This is a genomic window from Moorena sp. SIO3I8 (assembly GCF_010692325.1).
Lineage (GTDB): Bacteria > Cyanobacteriota > Cyanobacteriia > Cyanobacteriales > Coleofasciculaceae > Moorena.
The window spans coordinates 25,030-41,799 of the sequence record NZ_JAAHHW010000054.1; the positions used below are offsets into that span (position 1 = coordinate 25,030).

A 16,770-nucleotide genomic window follows, 5' to 3' on the forward strand; every position below is an offset into this window, starting at 1 on the left:
AGTCTGATCATATTTAGGAATCGCGTAAGCATTCAGCCGTCAGAAATGAAACCGGCAAGATGCCGGTTCCACCAAGATGCCCATTCCACAACAATATGCAATGCCTAATAACCTTGGCCTTGGCCTTTGGGCCACGCTACGGGAATGGCCACGCTACGGGAATGGCCACGCTACGCGAACAACCTTCAACCTAATCACCTACCCTTCAAAAAGGCCAAAGGCGAACAAGTTAATAACCTTCAACATCCCAACCTTCAACCTTCAACCTTCTAACCTTCAACCTTCAACCTTCTAACCTTCAACATCCCAACCTTCAACCTTCTAACCTTCAACCTTCAACCTTCTAACCTTCAACATCCCAACCTTCAACATCCCAACCTTCAACATCCCAACCTTCAACATCCCAACCTTCTAACCTACCCTACGGGAACGCCAAAGGCGAACAACTCCAAAAAAAAATAGCCGCAGAAATACCTTCCACGGCTAGGAAATTTTACTATGCCTGAACTTTGTACACCAACCCAGAAATAATCCGATCCGATTGGCCAAAGGTCACCCTAGGCGAACAGATTTGATTCTTGGGCTAGGGGGGGAACCCCCCCTACTAAGTTAGTCTAATCTAGAATTATGTACTTCGTCATAGTCGTGATGAATTCGCCAGGAATTCCAGTCGGCTGAAGGGGGCTCCAGTCGGAAATTTGGGCATAACGCAGTGCAGAAAGGGTATACATGGTGTTGCTTATTGCCCGGCGGGAGCCCTTCAGAATGTGCTGAACGGGGTATTTTTTTGGAGAAGGTTCCTGAGGAGTATTACTAGGAGTGATCTCCTCAGGATTGTTTTCTGGATTCGGGCGAAAGTTGTCAGGCATAGTTCAAAATTGGTTTTGAAGTTAAGGATATAATCATAACGATTATATCCTTAAGTGTCAAGGGTTTTTAGAAATTTTTTTTTGAGGGGTAATTGAAAGAAATCGTACGGTAATGGAATGGAAGCTTGTTTGAAAAAAAAGGGAATATGGGATAGGGATTGTAATGGTTTTAAGTCACTTTATGAGATAGGAAATACTTAATTGACCAAAGGTCAATCGCAAAGTGCCCCAGAATGCGATCGCGTAGCGGCTCGTACCGAGCATCCCGTAGCGGCTCGTACCGAGCATCCCGTAGCGTGACCATTCGCGTAGCGTGGCTTAAAGGCCAAGGTCAATCGCTTCCCAACAGAATTCCATAATCTTATATACTACTTTTTGAATGTAGAGAACCCAGAACCATGAAAAGCGATCACGATGGTCATCATCTCACCCTCGACTCATTCGAGAACGACAGGATCGTTCCCCTGCAATGGAAGGTAATTGGGACTGTTGCTGCCAGTAACACTCAAACAACTGACAAAAGTCGTCTACTTCACAGAACATACGGGTGATATCCAAACGCGATAGAATATTGGTCATACCTGGCTCAGACTCAATTGCTTCAAATCTAGTCGAGCGCCTTTCTTTCACCTTTGTGCAGTTCGTCCAACTCACGTTACAATAATAACGATTAAGGTAGCGAAAGAGTATTTTTTTTTCAATTCATTAGTTAACTAATTAACTAAATTTGTTGTTATGGCAATTGATCGGGTACCTGGCGTTTATGTAATCTCTCAAGATGAGGTTGGAATTGTCTATAAAAAGTTTGGTAGTCCTTTACCATCTAATCGTCAAATTGCTCTTAATGGAGAAATGGGTTGGCAGGTTGATACTCTTGGTCCTGGACGACATTTCCGCTCTAGGTTGACCTATAAAGTTTTCAAACAAAAGGCTATACAGATTGATAAAGATGAAATTGGATTAGTAACAGCCAACGATGGTGCTTCTCTTCCCACAGGTAAAATGTTTGGTAAAGTTGTCGAAGAATGTGATGACTTTCAAGATGGTCGTGCTTTTATCAACAATGGTGGTCAACGGGGTAGGCAGTTAGGTATTTTAAGAAATGGTATTTATCGGATTAATCCTCAACTTTTTTCTGTTGAAATAAGGCCAATTACTCATATTAATGACTATGAAATTGGCTTAGTAGAAGCGAAAGATGGCAAGCCACTTCCGATTGGGGGAAAAACCTTTGGTGATGCTGTTGAATGCAACAATTTTGAGGATGCTCAAGCATTTATTGATAATGGGGGATCTAGGGGACAACAGTTAAAGATTCTTACTACTGGCAAATACGCAATTAATACAGAACTTTTCAAAATTAAGAGAGTTGAACTTATCAAAATTGGAGTTAATGAAGTAGGGTTAGTGGAAGCAAGGGATGGTGAGCCACTTCCACTTGGTCAGAACTTTGGTAAAGTTGTTGAATGTGGCACTTTTCAGGACGCTGAAGCATTTATCAAAAACGGCGGTCAACAAGGGAACCAATTAGCAATTATTCCTCCTGGAATTCACTACATTAATACAGAGTTGTTTAAAGTTCACAATGTCCCACTAATTAATATTCGCTCAGGGGAGATAGGGCTAGTTATTGCTCAAGATGGTGCTGAACTACCACCAGGACAAATACTAGCTAAAGCTGTAGATTGCGAGAATTTTCAGAATGCTGAAGCCTTTCTCAACAACGGTGGTCAACAAGGTAAACAGCGAGCAATTCTTACTGAAGGTTACTATAGAATAAACACTGAACTATTTACAGTAGTTACTACTGACAATGCCAAGCAATATGGACTGAATCCAGAACAATTAAAAGTTTACAGAGTTGAATCAGGTAAAATTGGTATTGTTACCACTTTTGATGGTAAGCCCTTACCAGGAGGGGACATTGCGGGAGCAGTTATTGAGGGACATAATAAGTTTCAGGAGCCACAGGAGTTTATTGATAAAGGTGGCTATCGAGGTTTACAAGAAGAATTTATCGAAGAAGGTTTTTGGAGTTTAAATCCTTGGTTTGTGGAAGTTGAACAAGTTCCTTTAACTAATATTAAAACTGGAACAGTTGGAGTTTTAATCTCAAATGTTGGTAAGAATAGCCAAGCAAATCAAGAGCAAACTACTTATGGTTCTCAGTTTAATATCGGGTATAAAGGGATTCAGAACATACCAATAGAAGCTGGAACACATCCTATCAATACAAGAGTGAAAAGTATAGTAATAGTTCCTGTCCATGAAATAACTTTGGACTGGAGGACAGATAAAAATAAACCAGCAACCAACTACGATTCTAATTTGGAAACCTTAAAGCTTCGCTCAAAAGATGGCTTTATTTTGAATCTTGAAGTCACACAGGTTATTAATATTTATCCCAAAAATTCCCCTAAAATGATATCTCGTGTGGGTTCACCAAATGCTAATAGTTATAAGCAAGTTGAGGAACAAGGAGGAGTTCTTAGCTGCTTGTCTAATGGTGCGGTTAAATATAGCTCCATTAAAAACCTTGTGAATAGGGTATTAGAACCGATGGTTGATAATTACTTCCGTAATTCCGCTCAAGAATATAATGTCTTAGACTTCTTACAACAACGGGATCAAATCCAGGAACGAGCTACAGAACATATCAAAAGTGCTCTTAATGCTTATGGTGTTGAAGCGGTTGGTACTTTTATCAACGAAATTGGCTTACCAGCTGAACTTCAACACCTAATACAGGCTCCAACAATTAAAGATAATTTAAATTCACTAGAAAAATTCTTGCTATGGTCTGCTGGTGCAGATCATGATATTTTGGCACAAAAAGAATGTTTGACAGAACGATATAAATATACAGCAATTGGTACCACGGTTTTGCTAACATCAACAACGGCTATTTTTTCCGGTGGTTATGCTCTTTTTACAGTATTCGGTTCTGTAGCAGCTTCTTGTGTAGGAGGAACTTTTTGGAGTTTTATAGTTTTTAACTTAGATCGTTTTTTAATTTTAAGCTCTAAGAGAAGAAAATCGGATTCAAATTCAAACTTGCCATTTATTGCAGCAACAATTCTTCGATTAGTAATAGCCTTATTATTGAGCTTTGTGGTTGCTAAACCCCTTGAATTGAGGCTTTTTGAAAAAGAAATTAACCAGAAAATAGAACAAGATAAAAATGAGATAAGAGAAGAAAAAATTAACGAACCAATAAAAGAATTGGAGCAAGAAATTAAAGGATTAAATCAAGAAAAGGACAAGTATAAAAATGAATGGAAGGACGCCGAAAATGTGGCTAATGCAGAAGCAGAAGGTACACAGGGAACAGGCCAATTTGGAAAAGGAATTGTTTATCAAGACAAACGAAATTATGCAGATGAAATAAAACAAAAATTTATTGAATTAGATAATAAAGTTAAGGATAAAGAGGAAAAAATAGAGAACCTTAGGCAAGAACGTAACCTGATTTTGCAGTCACCAGACAGTAACTTAGAACAACTGAAAGAACAAATTGACAAAGAATCAGATGGCTTCTTAGCCCGTCTTGTTGCTTTAGAAGAACTATCTAAAGACGATCCGAATATTCGTAATATTAATTGGCTAATAACTGCCTTATTCGTCACTATTGAAATCTCACCTATATTAGTTAAACTTTTGTCTGGCAAAGGTCCTTATGATTATTTACTTGAACAGAAAGAAAGTCAGGAAAATTATAATGAATATTTCCGCATTAAAAAAGAACAAAGACTTCTATTATCTGAAGAATTATCAAAAAAATACATGAAAAAAATTAATGATTTTGAACAGTAAATTAGTAAGGATTCAGGTCTCGAAAGAAGGGATGAGGGAAGGAGGTTCCGTTAAATGACCCGATTGAGCCATGAGAGCTTGCTCGTTCGCGTAGCGTGACCAAAGGTCAAAGAAATCCATCACCGACCGTTGTTGAAAACGACAAGTTTGGACTGGTCCCTGTTGACGCACTAATTGAACAGTTAAAGGAGAGACACCCATATCTGCTAAAAACTTCATGCTGCACTTCTACTGAAGAGCCGAACTTGCTCACTAACTAAAAATGCTGCATACAGAAGACTAGCTTTAATATCTTCTGCTTCTAGATAGGGATAAGCTTCAATAATTTCGTTGACATCCATACCGTCGGCTACCAAACTCAGTACTAGAGATACTGTAATCCTCATGCCTCGAATACAAGCACGTCCTCCCATTATTTGGGGATCAAAGCGATGCAGCAAGGGAACAGGGGAGGCAGCGCGGTCTTGGGGGTTCCCCCCATGAGCGACTGCCGTGGTTTCCCCCACTCGCGCTTTGCATCAAGACAGGTAATGCGTTCAAATACCAGTTTATTATCTGTCATAGCTCACACCTTGTATAGTGGTTTTTAATTGAGTGAGGTACTTCAGTCCTGGGTTTTAGGGAACAGCGGATCTGGGAACAGGGAACAGAGAAGAGGCAAGAGGAATCCCCCCTAACCCCCCTTAGTAAGGGGGGCGGGCAAGAGGCAAGAGGGAAAAAATCCTGTGTACCTCATTAGGCTATAAATTGCTGTATTTTTCTTCACTATATTAGTAATTCCCTTACTTGATGGGATCAGCTCCGCTAGTGCCGTAGGCGATCGCAATTCCAAGAGCCCCAGATGATTTCCTACGATATTGTCGGGTGGACGGGTGAGTTTTCGGTGCGTTACACTTTGTTAACGCACCCTACAAGATGGGCGATTGACCTTGGCCTTGGCCTTTGGGCCACGCTACGCGAACGCACTTTGGAGTAATGACTTCCTAGTCAGTATTGCCAATTCACAAAGCAACTCACAAAGCAACTATGAAAAAACCAACCTTAGATGCAGCCTCTAGAAAACCGACTGAAGAAAATCCCGAAGAAATACGCCAAAAATTTACCGCTCTTGCTTCCCAAGGTCGTCAAGAAGTAGAGGCGTTATCCTCGACTGTCGAAATGTCAAAACATCCCGCTTATCAAGAAATCATCAAGATGGGAGAAGGGGTAATTCCTTTTTTATTGGAAGATTTGCAGCAAAACCCGCTCTATTGGTTGCCTGCTTTAGGTCAGATTACCTAAGAAAACCCAGTTCTGCCAGAACAACGGGGAAAAATCAAACTAATGGCTCAAGCATGGTTAAATTGGGGAAGACAAAAGGGTTATATTGCTTGAGTTTTTCATGGGAGAAGCTATACACTTAGAGTTACGTTTTCCTAATTTAGCGCGGACTCAATATACTGTTACCAGTCCAAAATCCCAAGAATATAACTGTTTTGCTTGGGTGGCTGGCGATCGCGAAAGATGGTGGCAACCTACGCCAGAATATCAGTTTTATTGGGTTGAATGCGTACCGAAAGAAGAAACATTATCTGCCTATATTCAAGCCTATCAAACATTGGGTTATACACCATGCCAGAGCGAGTTTCTAGAGTTTGGTTATGAGAAAATTGCGCTATAGCAATTCTCATAGTCATGAGGTACAGTAACAGCAGTGAGTAAACCAATTCCGAATATCTTCCTTAGTGACTTTTAAGATGGCATCGGCAATCCCCTCTATTAAATCTTTGTAAGTTCTGGCTTTAATCTTTTTCAAGATTGCTTTGACTTTTGACCAAAAATTTTCGATGTCTTGATGCAATAGCGAGTGGTTTGTTCGCGTTCGCCTTTGGCGTGGCCTACGGCCAAGCGTCGGCTACGCCGAAGTTACCGTTTCGAGAGGGTCGCCTTATTAAAAAATATTTAACCAAAGGTGCGCTTTCCGTAGGCGAATTAAATTCGCCACGGGTCGCACCTCTTTTCTGCATAACCTGCTGACATTAAAGGCTCCACTCTCTAAGGTTTCGTCTCCGGGGAAACCCCCAAGACCGCGCTGCATCGCTTGGTGAAAACTCGGGAGAATAGGGGGGTAAATAAATCAGTTTTGCTCCCGCTTGTTCAATTAATTCTCTAACCATTTCTCCTTCATGGATTTTAGCATTATCCATTATTACACAGGCATTTTTACAGAAATAACTTAGTAACTAAATTTTTAGCAATAACTGCTTCAAAAGTTACTCGATTAACTCCTCCAGATATATTACTAGATGCCACGACTTTTTATAAAGATAAAGCACCTATTACGGAGATATTTTTGCCTCAGGCTCTTTTCAGTGGTTTTTTACCTCTGGCTCTTTTCCCTTTTAAGGCTCTAGCATACATCCTAACCATTGTCAAGATGCAGTCGCTCATGGGGGAAACCACGGCAGACCGCGAGTGGGGGAGACCACGGCAGTCGCTCATGGGGGGAACCCCCAAGACCGCGCTGCCTCCCCAAGACCGCACTGCCTCCCCAAGACCGCGCTGCATCGCTGCTAAATTTACTCCCGATTCATCTATTAAAATCAAATATTATGCCGGGATATCTCGGATATCTGACCAAAACTTTAGTCGTTTTATTTGGACTATTTCTGACTCTTTTTCCGCTGCATATAATGTTTTTTTTTAAGTATAATCGAGTTGTTTGATTAGTCTTGCCATCGTGGCTCGACTTACGCGAATTTGGATCTTTATTTCTAGTAAATCACAAAGTTCAACTAACGTAGCATCATTATTTGTTTCAATTATTTCTCCCAAATCTATTAATTGCTCGACCCTAAGTTTGCGTGGCGGACTTACCCCTTGACGTTGCTGTGCGACCCCGGTCGGGAAACCCGACCTAGGGAATGCGCACCAAGAGAGGGGTTTAATATCTCCGGTTTCTCGATGTTGTTTTAGTAATTTTTGAATAAAGCTTTTGGCTACACCAAAACGTTGAGCTAAGTTTCGGATTGATAAATTTTATTTTTTATGGATTTCTAGAATTTTTTGCCGAAAGTCAAGAGAGTAAGGTTTCATCCGAAATTTGTATCACTAACTATCTAATCTATTTATTAGTGTACCTCATAGCTATGAGAAACGCTATAGCACTAAGAGGATATCTGAAAAGTTTTTTTATACTGAATTTTGCCCCCCTAGCCCCCCAACTTTGGGGGGAATAAGAGTCAATTTGCTTCTAAAAGTCCCCCAAAATTGGGGGATTTAGGGGGCTTGGATGTAGCAAATGAGACTTCTCAGACAACCTCTAAGATGGCAGATTAGGAAAGATTAGGACGTATAGATTTTCTTTGTGTTCTTTGTGGCTTTGTAGTGAGTTCTCCTCGTGTCCTAACACCTAATACCTAATTCACCAACTGAGCAAGAGTTGCTTCCATAACAGCCCTTGTTTGACCTAAGACTGTGAACACCAATGCCTCACGATATACTCGCTGTGCGCCATGATGTCGGTAATTAGCGGCACCACTAGAAACAGTAACTGCTGCTGCAGTACAACGTTGCGCTAAATTAATTGCCCAAGCGCGGAGTTGTAGCCGTTCTTCGCAAGACTGAGAATCAGGTGTTAGTGCCGCCATCATTGCTGATTGACAACGTTTGAGTTCTTCGTTGAAGGCATCAAATGCTTGCTTGATGAAGGGAAGTTGTTTAGTCTGGTAAACAGCCTCTATGATATCGAGACCTGCTCTAGTATTGCCCAAGCAGTCAAACCCGTGATTCAGAACATTCTTTCGATCGTTCTCATGAATTGCACCAGTGGGTTTAATGAAGACAACACGCTCTTCAGGTAAGAACCAATGAGTAAGCTCTGCCGTAACGGTATTGGTTGAGGACATTGCCCCTAATTCCATTGGCTTACTAAAAGTAATTGCTCCCCCAGTCTCTTGCATGGTTTCAATAAACGGCAACATACCATAAACTGCCCGACCATCGGGAAGTGTTGCACCCAAAATAAAATCTTGAAAGAAACCAAAACCCGTTACCCAAGGTACTTTTCCTTCTATCTGATACCCACCTGCTACAGGAATAGCTTTAACCATTGACTTGCCTTGGCGTCGCAGATGGGAAAAGCCAATGCCAAGCAACACCTGTCCTTGGCTCATATAAGGCAGATATTGCCACTTTAAAGATTCATTGTCAGTGTTGGTGAGGAATTCTCCTGCACTTTGGTGTTGGGTGTGCAGAAATGCCAACGCACCAGAGTAACGGGGAATGAGCTGCTGGAAGTGGCGAAAGGTTAGCTCACTAACTCCAGTACCTCCCCAAACCTTAGGAATCTGCAGTGCCAATAAAGAGCGAGCACCCATTCCCTGAAGTGCCGCTCTTAATACTTCTGGATTATCATCAATTTCTGACGCTACTGGTGCAACAAACTCCCGGAGATAAGACTCAGCAATTTCTAACAGCGCTTGTTGCTCATCTCGATTACTCTCTGTGTTCTCTGTGACTCTGTGGTGAGTTCTACTCATGTCCTAACGTATTCCCATAGTGGTTAAAAACACCGAACTCAGGATGCTTTAGGAGCATCCCGAAGGGTATGCACATCCTACAATCAGTAAATCACCTAAGTAGTAGAAGTGTTAATCAATGCCTGCTGTAGGCGGATTTTGTCCCTACCGTGCTGATGGAAAATCACCCAAGATTCAATGAGATCGGGACCGTGAACATCTCCAGTGAGTGCAGCACGGAGCGATCGCACGAGGGATCCTTTTTTCACTTTCTGCTCTTTAGTGACCTTTTTAATAATCTGCCCAGCCTAATCTGCACTCAGCTGTGACAGATCACTAATAGCATCAAGGATGGCTTGCAGTACTTGTGAAGCACCTTCAGCTTGTAGCCGTTGAGCTGCTTCTTCACTAAATTCGACTCACTCAGTCAAGAACATCCTACTCATATCTACTGCTTCTGGCAAGCGAGTCAGACTCAGCCCAATCAAGTATCCTCTTAAATGTGCCATCTGAATAAACCATTACTTCAGAAGGTAACTCTTTTCCTGGGAAACCTGAAGCCATTACTATTCCATAAGCCCCTGTATTTCTAATTGCCAGGATATCTCCTTCTTGTACTTGAGGTAGTTTTCTCTCTTTGCCTAAAAAGTCTGATTGCAATACAGTATTGCCTCTTATGTCATAAGTTTCTGTCTCTCCTGTTTTACCAACAGCCTCAATTTCGTGGTATGCTCCATATATTCTTGGTCTTGGAAATTCTCCGAACCCTGCATTGATTGATATCTGCTTTTTACCAGTCAATTGTTTAACATTTGTTACTTTGGCATAAAGTGTTCCTGCCGTTGCTACAACCGATCTACCAGGCTCTATTTTTAATTTTACATCCCTTCCAAGATGGTCTGATAATTCTTTTGTTAATCTTGAATAGTATTCTCCTATTCCAGCAAAATCAAATTTTGATTCAGTTTTTCTTCCAGGTACGCCAAAACCACTTCCAAAATTTACATATTCTAAATCTGGAAATTGCTTTGCACATTCCATCAAATAATTTGAAGAGTGTATTAAAGGTTCTGACTCTAAAATATTAGATGCGAGATATCCGTGTATTTCATTGATTCTACATCCATAATCTTGAGCAATTTGTTTTACTCTTGAAAAATAGTCTTGAGGTATACCTACATCTGAATCTTTTGGGGAATTAGTATAACCTTCAGGAAGTTCGATATCTTCTTTCATTTTAATTCTAATTCCAAAATTACCCCCTGCATTCAATTTACAATATTTCTCAACCTCTTCAACTGAATCCAAATTTACTTGCACTCCTTCTTGAACTAATCTCTCTAAACTTTCACTATCCAAACCAGTTGAAGTAAAAGAAATATCCCCATTACTGAATCCCACTTTCTTAACTAAATCAAGTTCGTGTATAGAATTTATTTGAACAAAGCCTCCTAATTGTAGGATTTTCCTTAATACCTCGCTATTACTATTACACATAACGGCATAATGTACCTGTTTATTTTCATAAGGTATTGAATCTATGATTAGTTCAAAGTTTCTTTTAATCTCATTTTCTTCATAAACATAAAGAGGTGTTCCATTCTCATTAATTATATCTAAAATATTTTGATTATTCAATTCATATTTACCACTCCATTCTAATTTGACTGATTTCATTCTTCCAAGTAATTCATCTGATAATCTCTCAATTGGGAAATTTTCAGAAACAAAATTAACTCCGACTCTACTTATTCCTCCTTTTGTACAAACATCATCTATTACTCTAAATCCAAATTCTTTTAACAAATCAGCAGTCTGATATAATGCATCAAAAATTATTTCTCTACCTTTCTCTTCATTTATTCCTTTTTTTGTAATTGATGTCAGATATCCTCTGATAAATTCAGAGATTATTGCAGGAGAACAACTTGCAAGATGCGTATATTCATCAAGATGTTCTTCAGGGACACAATAGACATTAGCAATTTGTGACAAATCTAAATAAACTCTTTCTGATTCTTGAGATTTATCTGCTACAAAAAGAATTGTGCCTTTTATTTTGTTTGTTATACTTGGGATTATTCTAACTAATTTTATTTTGCCTAAATTTTCATAGTAAGAATTTCTTTCTATAGATGCGACAGAAGTTACCAGAGTTTTTTCATTCAACTTTCCGTTTAAGTCTTGATATACATCAGGCAAATCCTGTGGTTTCACACACAGGTAAATATAATCACAATTAGAAATAACTTCTTGATTTGTCCCTTTATTTATTCCTGTATATATGACTATTCTTTTTAATCTTTCAGTACTTCTATTTGATGCATAGATTTGATCGGGATCGGCTACTCCGCTATCTACAAATCTATTAATTAGCATTTCACCAATTATTCCTGTTCCTATAAATCCATAATTTATCTTTTTCATTATTTGTTATTGTCTAGTAGTCAACAGAATAAGTATAACTCAGATCTTGCACCTGATTTTTAAAACGTAAGAATTTAGGTCATCGGAATCAGGGAAGGATAAGAAACCGTTGGGGAAACGGTAGCCTCAAGAGCTTGTCGGAAAAACTCCATAGCCGAAGGAACCTGGACACGGCAGGTTTGGATGACAGTGACATACTCCTACACTGACCTTTGCAGGTTCAGTATAGGCTTCTTCCCAACTCCACCTATCGGCTCGGATACTCGGGAAGCTTTATTTCCGACGGGATGCCCCACCGCCAACTTCAATATGTTGATTGCCGCATTCACATCACGGTCTTCTGTGTATCCACAGTGAGGACAAGAATGGATGCGATCTTTTAGTTTTTTAGGTACTTTTGTCCCACAACTGGAACAGTTTTGACTGGTATTTTTGGGATTTACTGCCTTCGTGATCAAACCAGCATTTTCAGCTTTGCTTGATAGAATTGACAGAAATTGACCCCAACCAGCGTCAAAAATGGATTTAGCCATCTTAGTTCTGGCCAAACCTTTGATATTTAACTTTTCGTGAGCAATTAGATCATGACTATCTAGTAAACCCTTCGCAGTTTTAAAATGAAAATCTTTTCGAGTGTCAGCAACCTTTTTGTGAGCTTTCCCTAATTTAGTGACAATTTTTTTTCTATTGTTACTACCTTTTTTAGATCTGCTGACAGTTTTTTGGATCCTCTTTAGTCGTTTTTGAGCTTTCCGATAATACTGGGGGATAGGAACCTCTGTTCCATCGGACTTGATCAAAAATGATTTGAGACCCATGTCTATCCCAATAGGGTTTGATACTTGTTCTATGGGAATCACACTAGGAACAGTATCGTCCTGTAGCGACAAGGTCACATAATACCCATCGGCTTTACGTGTGACTGTAGCAGTTTTGATTTTAAAACCGTCTGGAATAGGTCGATGATAAACCATCTTGACCCATCCAAACTTAGGTAGATTCAACTTGTTTCCTTGGATAGGATTTTTCGAGAAAGCGGAAAAAGTTAAGGATTTGTACCTGTTCTTGCCTTTAAATCTAGGTCTACCGCTCTTCTTCCCATTACAATCGCCTTTCAGGTACCTTTTAAATGCCAGGTCTACCCTTTTAACGCAATCTTGTAAGACATTAGCATGGATAGTTTTGTACCAGTGCCTATCTTTCTTTAACTGAGGCAGAGTTCTCTTTTGAGAAAAGTAATCAGGGTTGTTTCTTAACTCTGGTAAGTGGCAGATCAAAGGGCAGGAGTTGATAGAACAGCGATTTTGCTCATACCAGTTAAATCTGTCAGCCAATAGATAGTTGTATTGGTGTCGCAGCAGATCAAGCCATCTTTCTATTTCTGCTTCCTGTGATTTTGATAGCCTTAACCGATATTGATACGCTGTTCTCATTGTTGTCAATTCCTGTTTCTCGACCTATTATTAATCTAGCAGTCGTGGCGACAAAAGTCAACCCGTAATGAAAAGTAAAAAGCTTGTAGTTAGAGTTACCGAATTTGAAAAAAAGCAGTTACAGGAAGAGGCCGACAGAAGAGGAATGACTTACTCAGAATTGCTCAGAAGTTTTATAGCTCGTCTCCCACTCCCGAAAGACTCTGTGCAAAATTCCTCCCTGGAGACGAAACCTTAGATAGTGGAGCTTTATTACAAAAGATTTAACCCTTTTGCGCATAACCGACTAACCATAAAAGCTCCACTATCTTACGGTAACTTTAAGCACTCATACTACGTATTGAGATGTGGGGCTCCTTTTGCCGGAAAGCTGAGTAAATCGGCTGTTTCCCGAAACCGTTCTATGGAACGGGAACCGCCACAGACCTTACGTTTGGTCACTCCTGGACGCAATGCTCTTTCCGCTCGATTACTCGATTATTATCGGGTGGAACTTCTGGGTGGCCCTTGGAAATACCGGTCTTCAGTATTTAGTATGCTATGTTAACGTAAACCTTAAATAAAATCAAAAAAAATTTATCAAAGTATAGCCCGAAATGCCAGGGTAAACGCATCTTGTTGGGTAAGCGGGGGTAGTTCTCAATAAACCTGGCCTTATTGTGCTTATTGACAATTGCTTTTCAACATATAGTGTTTATTTAATTTTAAAAACACTATATATAGGATAAAAAAATTAGATGCGTTTACCCTGCCCGAAATGCCGCTTTAGTTGACTTCTAAGGATGAGCTATTGTTCACTAGAACTATCAGGGAAGTAATTTGAGGATATATAGCGTTGGGAGCATGTCAAATTCGCAGAACAAATGTACTAAAATAACTGATAACTGCTACTGAAGCCCCGAAAACACTTTAGTTCAAGCGTTTGTATTTCAAGTTTTCTTACAAAATTGACCTGCTCCCTATATAGCGTTTCTTATAGCTATAAGGTACACAGAATTTTTTACCTATTCCCTCTTCCATCTTACCTGCTTCCTGCTCCCTGCTCCCTGCTCCCTAAAGCCGAGAATTTTGTACCTCATGACTATGATAAGTGCTATAGTTACCCTTGTCAGCAAATTTTAATCAAAAGGAGGATTAGAGCAATTCATGAAGTACGGTAAGTACTTTCTACACCTGGCAGCCTTTCTACTAGCACTAACTATATTAGTCTTGCCTCTGCCAGCCCAAGCCCAAAGCGCTGCCACCATTAACGCTGACTTTGAAAACAAGGATCTAAGCGGTAAGGATTTCTCCGGTAAAAACTTTAGTTACAAGGTTTTTAGCAATGTCAATTTACAGTCAGCTAACTTGAGCAACGCTAAGTTTATAGGTGCGGATATTACCAAAGTTAATTTCACGAATGCTAACCTACATGGAGCCGATTTTACCTATGCATTCATTAATGGATCTACCTTCAAGAAAGCAGACTTAACCGATGCAGTGTTTGAAGATGCATTTATGTCGAAATCTAAATTTAAGGGTGCAGATATTACTGGCGCTGACTTCACGTTTGCAATTTTGGATTATAACCAAGACCGGAAGCTATGCAAAAAAGCTTCTGGTAAGAATACTATAACTGGTGTTGATACTCGCGATTCTTTATTCTGTTATTGAAATTAATCTAAGTATTCAGCGGTCAGTGGTCAGCGGTCAGTGGTCAGTGGTCAGTGGTCAGCGGTCAGTGCTCAGCCTTTGGCCTTTGCCTGTTACTGTAGTTTGCGTGGCACAGGCTTCTAGCCTGTGATCTAGCCTGCATAAGCTGATAGCTGATACCTGATAGCTAATAGCTCTTAGCTAATAGCTGTTCGCGTAGCGTGCGCGTAGCGCTTAAGCTGATACCTGATAACTGAAAGCTGATAGCTTAACTTAATTCTCATCTAAATAAAAACGGTAAAACAAATAATCATCTCGGAAAGGATGATCATCTGCGACATGATGAATAATACCTCGATTAATCAGTATCTGTCCAATAGCAACTGCGTCTTCCCGAGTAGAATTACACCGTTTTACCAACCAATCTACCGCTTCTGAGCCAACAAAACAGCATCCATAGCTATTGAGACGATAGCGACGGTCTTTAATATCCAACGCTTCTGGTTGACGCATTTCTTCGACCAAGGTTTCAATGTCTAGTGTTATCATATCCTCTTGGAAAGGAGCCGTAGGGTAAGAGTCTTGATCTATCTCATCCATAGGCTCTAGGAAACCTGAAACTAAGGAATCCTGGGGTAGCTGCTGAGACTGATACCCATTGGGAATATAGAGTTGGTTTTCGGGCGGTTTTGGCTGACGTTCCCCTAGCCAAGCGGTCAGCAATTTCTCTAACTGAGGCGATCGCACATGGAGGTCTCGTTGAGGAAATGGTATATGGATATCATAGCGACGCAGACTTTTCTCAATCCGGTAGTTGAGGTCACTCTTGATTTTAGGCTGCCGCTTGGGGTCTCCAGTCCAGACCAACAGCTCAAACTTGAGGGCACTCTCACCAAATTCCTGAAACCAAACTTGGGGATAGGGCCTTAGTAACACTTCCGGGTGACTCTTCGCAGCTGCCAACAGTGCCTTCTTGACCTGCTCCACATCAGATCCGTAAGCCACTCCTACAGGAATCTTGAGCCGGGAAATCGGGTTACCGTGACTCCAGTTAATCACCTCAGTTTCTAAAAAGCGGGCATTGGGCACAATTATTGTCACTTTATCCAAGGTGCAAATCTCTGTACTGCGGGAACCCATTCGCTGCACAGTTCCCACCAAATCGTTGACCTTAATAAAATCCCCCAGTTGAATCGGTCGCTCTAGGGTGATAATTAAGCCACTGATAAAGTTGTTAGCAATATTTTGCACACCAAAGCCAATTCCCACCCCTAAGACACTAGCAAAAATGGTTAGGGAACTTAAATCCAACCCAGAACTTTGGAGTATGATAATCATGCCCAAAAACGTCAGGACATACTGGATCAGGGTAGCAATCACCTCTTGCACCCCTGAATCAGCGCCAGTTTTCCCCAAGATGTAACGCCTCAATAGCCTGGTGAGGGCACTAACCCCAAACCATAGCACAACGGTTAATACCACCAACAGCAGCACTTGGATCGCAGAATACTTGCTTTCTCCGGAACCAATTACAGGAGACTTGAGGAAGTTTAACAGTTCATAACGCCAACTGCGAACTTGGGGAAATAGGTCACTAATGGTTAAGATAACTGTAGTCCACAGGATAAGCTGTAACCCTAACAGGGCTGCCCCGAGAAATAATTTAGCTGGGTCGTGCCAAGGGAAAAAAGGCGAAGCCGGATTCCCTAGCCAGGAGGTCAGTTTCCGCAAGGCAAATTGCCTGAAGACCCGTAACAGCAAGTACAACAGGATTAACAACACCAGCACTATGCTTGTAAACCTTACTGCCTGACGACTATAATCTGGCATCCGCTGTCGTTTGCCCTGCCGGATCGCCTTTTCAATCAGCTTCTCCCATTTTTCGGCTTGCTCAAGAGGATCAGTATCAGGAATTTGATCGGCCTTGGTAATCGTGACCAGAATCCGCTCGGTAAACTTGGTACGAAGAATCCCCTCGTTTTGCCCGACATATTCAATGTCCACATATTCAGGTTTTTGTAGGGATTTCACCTCCCTTGCTAAGCGCTGATTGATCAGCTCGGCTCGCTCAGTAGCGCTAAAGTTGCCAGCGTTGCC

The 16,770-nt window shown here is 40.8% G+C and carries 18 protein-coding genes and 3 pseudogenes; 8 read left to right on the forward strand and 13 right to left on the reverse strand.

Annotated elements, in window-relative coordinates:
• Nucleotides 1–100 precede the first annotated feature (100 nt).
• On the forward strand, nt 101–295 hold the full coding sequence (locus F6K51_RS20210) for a hypothetical protein (RefSeq protein ID WP_293023414.1): 195 nt from the start codon (nt 101–103) through the stop codon (nt 293–295).
• Nucleotides 296–614: 319 nt separating this feature from the next.
• On the opposite strand, the gene F6K51_RS20215 is transcribed toward F6K51_RS20210, so the two are convergent.
• The 3 genes from F6K51_RS20215 to F6K51_RS20225 all read right to left on the reverse strand — a co-directional run bounded on the left by F6K51_RS20215 (nt 615) and on the right by F6K51_RS20225 (nt 1,499).
• On the reverse strand, nt 615–869 hold the full coding sequence (locus F6K51_RS20215; RefSeq protein ID WP_293023417.1) for a hypothetical protein: 255 nt from the start codon (nt 867–869) through the stop codon (nt 615–617).
• Between the two features lie 212 nt (nt 870–1,081).
• A complete protein-coding gene (locus F6K51_RS20220) occupies nt 1,082–1,204 on the reverse strand; it encodes a hypothetical protein (protein WP_293023419.1) in 123 nt (40 codons plus the stop codon).
• A 91-nt stretch (nt 1,205–1,295) separates the two neighbouring features.
• Nucleotides 1,296–1,499, reverse strand: a complete 204-nt coding sequence (locus F6K51_RS20225; RefSeq protein WP_293023421.1) for a hypothetical protein — start codon at nt 1,497–1,499, stop codon at nt 1,296–1,298.
• A gap of 105 nt (nt 1,500–1,604) precedes the next feature.
• On the opposite strand from F6K51_RS20225, the gene F6K51_RS20230 reads away from it, so the two are divergent.
• Nucleotides 1,605–4,682 carry a DUF4407 domain-containing protein gene (locus F6K51_RS20230; RefSeq protein WP_293023424.1) on the forward strand — a complete coding sequence of 1,026 codons (3,078 nt, stop codon included), beginning with the start codon at nt 1,605–1,607 and terminating at the stop codon, nt 4,680–4,682.
• A 12-nt stretch (nt 4,683–4,694) separates the two neighbouring features.
• Here the strand turns inward: F6K51_RS20230 and F6K51_RS20235 are convergent, their stop codons facing one another.
• Together F6K51_RS20235 and F6K51_RS20240 are read right to left on the reverse strand one after the other, a co-directional pair.
• The gene (locus F6K51_RS20235) at nt 4,695–4,901 is read right to left on the reverse strand and encodes a hypothetical protein (RefSeq protein WP_075899041.1); all 207 of its coding nucleotides are present in this window, start codon (nt 4,899–4,901) and stop codon (nt 4,695–4,697) included.
• Nucleotides 4,898–5,095, reverse strand: coding sequence for a DUF433 domain-containing protein (locus tag F6K51_RS20240; protein ID WP_293023443.1), 198 nt, complete (start codon nt 5,093–5,095; stop codon nt 4,898–4,900). Before F6K51_RS20240 ends, F6K51_RS20235 begins: the two co-directional genes overlap by 4 nt.
• A gap of 428 nt (nt 5,096–5,523) precedes the next feature.
• On the opposite strand from F6K51_RS20240, the gene F6K51_RS20245 reads away from it, so the two are divergent.
• The 3 genes from F6K51_RS20245 (at nt 5,524) to F6K51_RS20255 (ending at nt 6,342) form a co-directional block, all read left to right on the forward strand.
• Nucleotides 5,524–5,658 carry a hypothetical protein gene (locus F6K51_RS20245; protein ID WP_269086991.1) on the forward strand — a complete coding sequence of 45 codons (135 nt, stop codon included), beginning with the start codon at nt 5,524–5,526 and terminating at the stop codon, nt 5,656–5,658.
• 50 nt (nt 5,659–5,708) lie between these two features.
• Nucleotides 5,709–5,963 (forward strand): hypothetical protein, encoded by a 255-nt coding sequence (locus F6K51_RS20250; protein ID WP_143727581.1) that lies wholly within the window; start codon nt 5,709–5,711, stop codon nt 5,961–5,963.
• A 100-nt stretch (nt 5,964–6,063) separates the two neighbouring features.
• A complete protein-coding gene (locus F6K51_RS20255) occupies nt 6,064–6,342 on the forward strand; it encodes a hypothetical protein (RefSeq protein WP_075899039.1) in 279 nt (92 codons plus the stop codon).
• Between the two features lie 12 nt (nt 6,343–6,354).
• Here the strand turns inward: F6K51_RS20255 and F6K51_RS20260 are convergent.
• Nucleotides 6,355–6,510 (reverse strand): annotated as a pseudogene (locus F6K51_RS20260) (IS630 family transposase); the annotation flags it as partial.
• A 247-nt stretch (nt 6,511–6,757) separates the two neighbouring features.
• Nucleotides 6,758–7,097, reverse strand: a pseudogene (locus F6K51_RS20265) (transposase); the annotation flags it as partial.
• On the opposite strand from F6K51_RS20265, the gene F6K51_RS20270 reads away from it, so the two are divergent.
• Nucleotides 7,015–7,368 (forward strand): hypothetical protein, encoded by a 354-nt coding sequence (locus tag F6K51_RS20270; RefSeq protein ID WP_293023446.1) that lies wholly within the window; start codon nt 7,015–7,017, stop codon nt 7,366–7,368. The pseudogene F6K51_RS20265 and the gene F6K51_RS20270 sit on opposite strands and share 83 nt — an antisense overlap.
• Here F6K51_RS20270 and F6K51_RS20275 read toward each other — a convergent pair.
• From F6K51_RS20275 to F6K51_RS20295, 5 genes and pseudogenes are all read right to left on the reverse strand, one after another.
• Nucleotides 7,275–7,757: pseudogene (locus tag F6K51_RS20275) on the reverse strand (hypothetical protein); the annotation flags it as partial. The gene F6K51_RS20270 and the pseudogene F6K51_RS20275 overlap by 94 nt on opposite strands.
• Nucleotides 7,758–8,080: 323 nt before the next feature.
• Nucleotides 8,081–9,202 (reverse strand): acyl-CoA dehydrogenase family protein, encoded by a 1,122-nt coding sequence (locus tag F6K51_RS20280; RefSeq protein ID WP_075898734.1) that lies wholly within the window; start codon nt 9,200–9,202, stop codon nt 8,081–8,083.
• 95 nt (nt 9,203–9,297) lie between these two features.
• Entirely contained in the window at nt 9,298–9,480 is a 183-nt protein-coding gene (locus F6K51_RS20285; protein ID WP_330359494.1) for a hypothetical protein, read from the reverse strand.
• Between the two features lie 139 nt (nt 9,481–9,619).
• A complete protein-coding gene (locus F6K51_RS20290) occupies nt 9,620–11,608 on the reverse strand; it encodes an NAD(P)-binding domain-containing protein (protein ID WP_293023431.1) in 1,989 nt (662 codons plus the stop codon).
• A gap of 200 nt (nt 11,609–11,808) precedes the next feature.
• A complete protein-coding gene (locus F6K51_RS20295) occupies nt 11,809–13,041 on the reverse strand; it encodes a transposase (RefSeq protein WP_293023434.1) in 1,233 nt (410 codons plus the stop codon).
• 340 nt (nt 13,042–13,381) lie between these two features.
• Here F6K51_RS20295 and F6K51_RS20300 point away from each other — a divergent pair, with 340 nt between their 5' ends.
• On the forward strand, nt 13,382–13,588 hold the full coding sequence (locus tag F6K51_RS20300) for a hypothetical protein (RefSeq protein WP_293023449.1): 207 nt from the start codon (nt 13,382–13,384) through the stop codon (nt 13,586–13,588).
• Nucleotides 13,589–14,187: 599 nt separating this feature from the next.
• Complete coding sequence (locus F6K51_RS20305) at nt 14,188–14,694, forward strand: pentapeptide repeat-containing protein (protein WP_293023437.1); 507 nt, start codon at nt 14,188–14,190, stop codon at nt 14,692–14,694.
• A 252-nt stretch (nt 14,695–14,946) separates the two neighbouring features.
• Here the strand turns inward: F6K51_RS20305 and F6K51_RS20310 are convergent.
• The coding region (locus tag F6K51_RS20310; RefSeq protein WP_293023440.1) for a mechanosensitive ion channel domain-containing protein at nt 14,947–16,770 on the reverse strand (1,824 nt) is incomplete at its 5' end.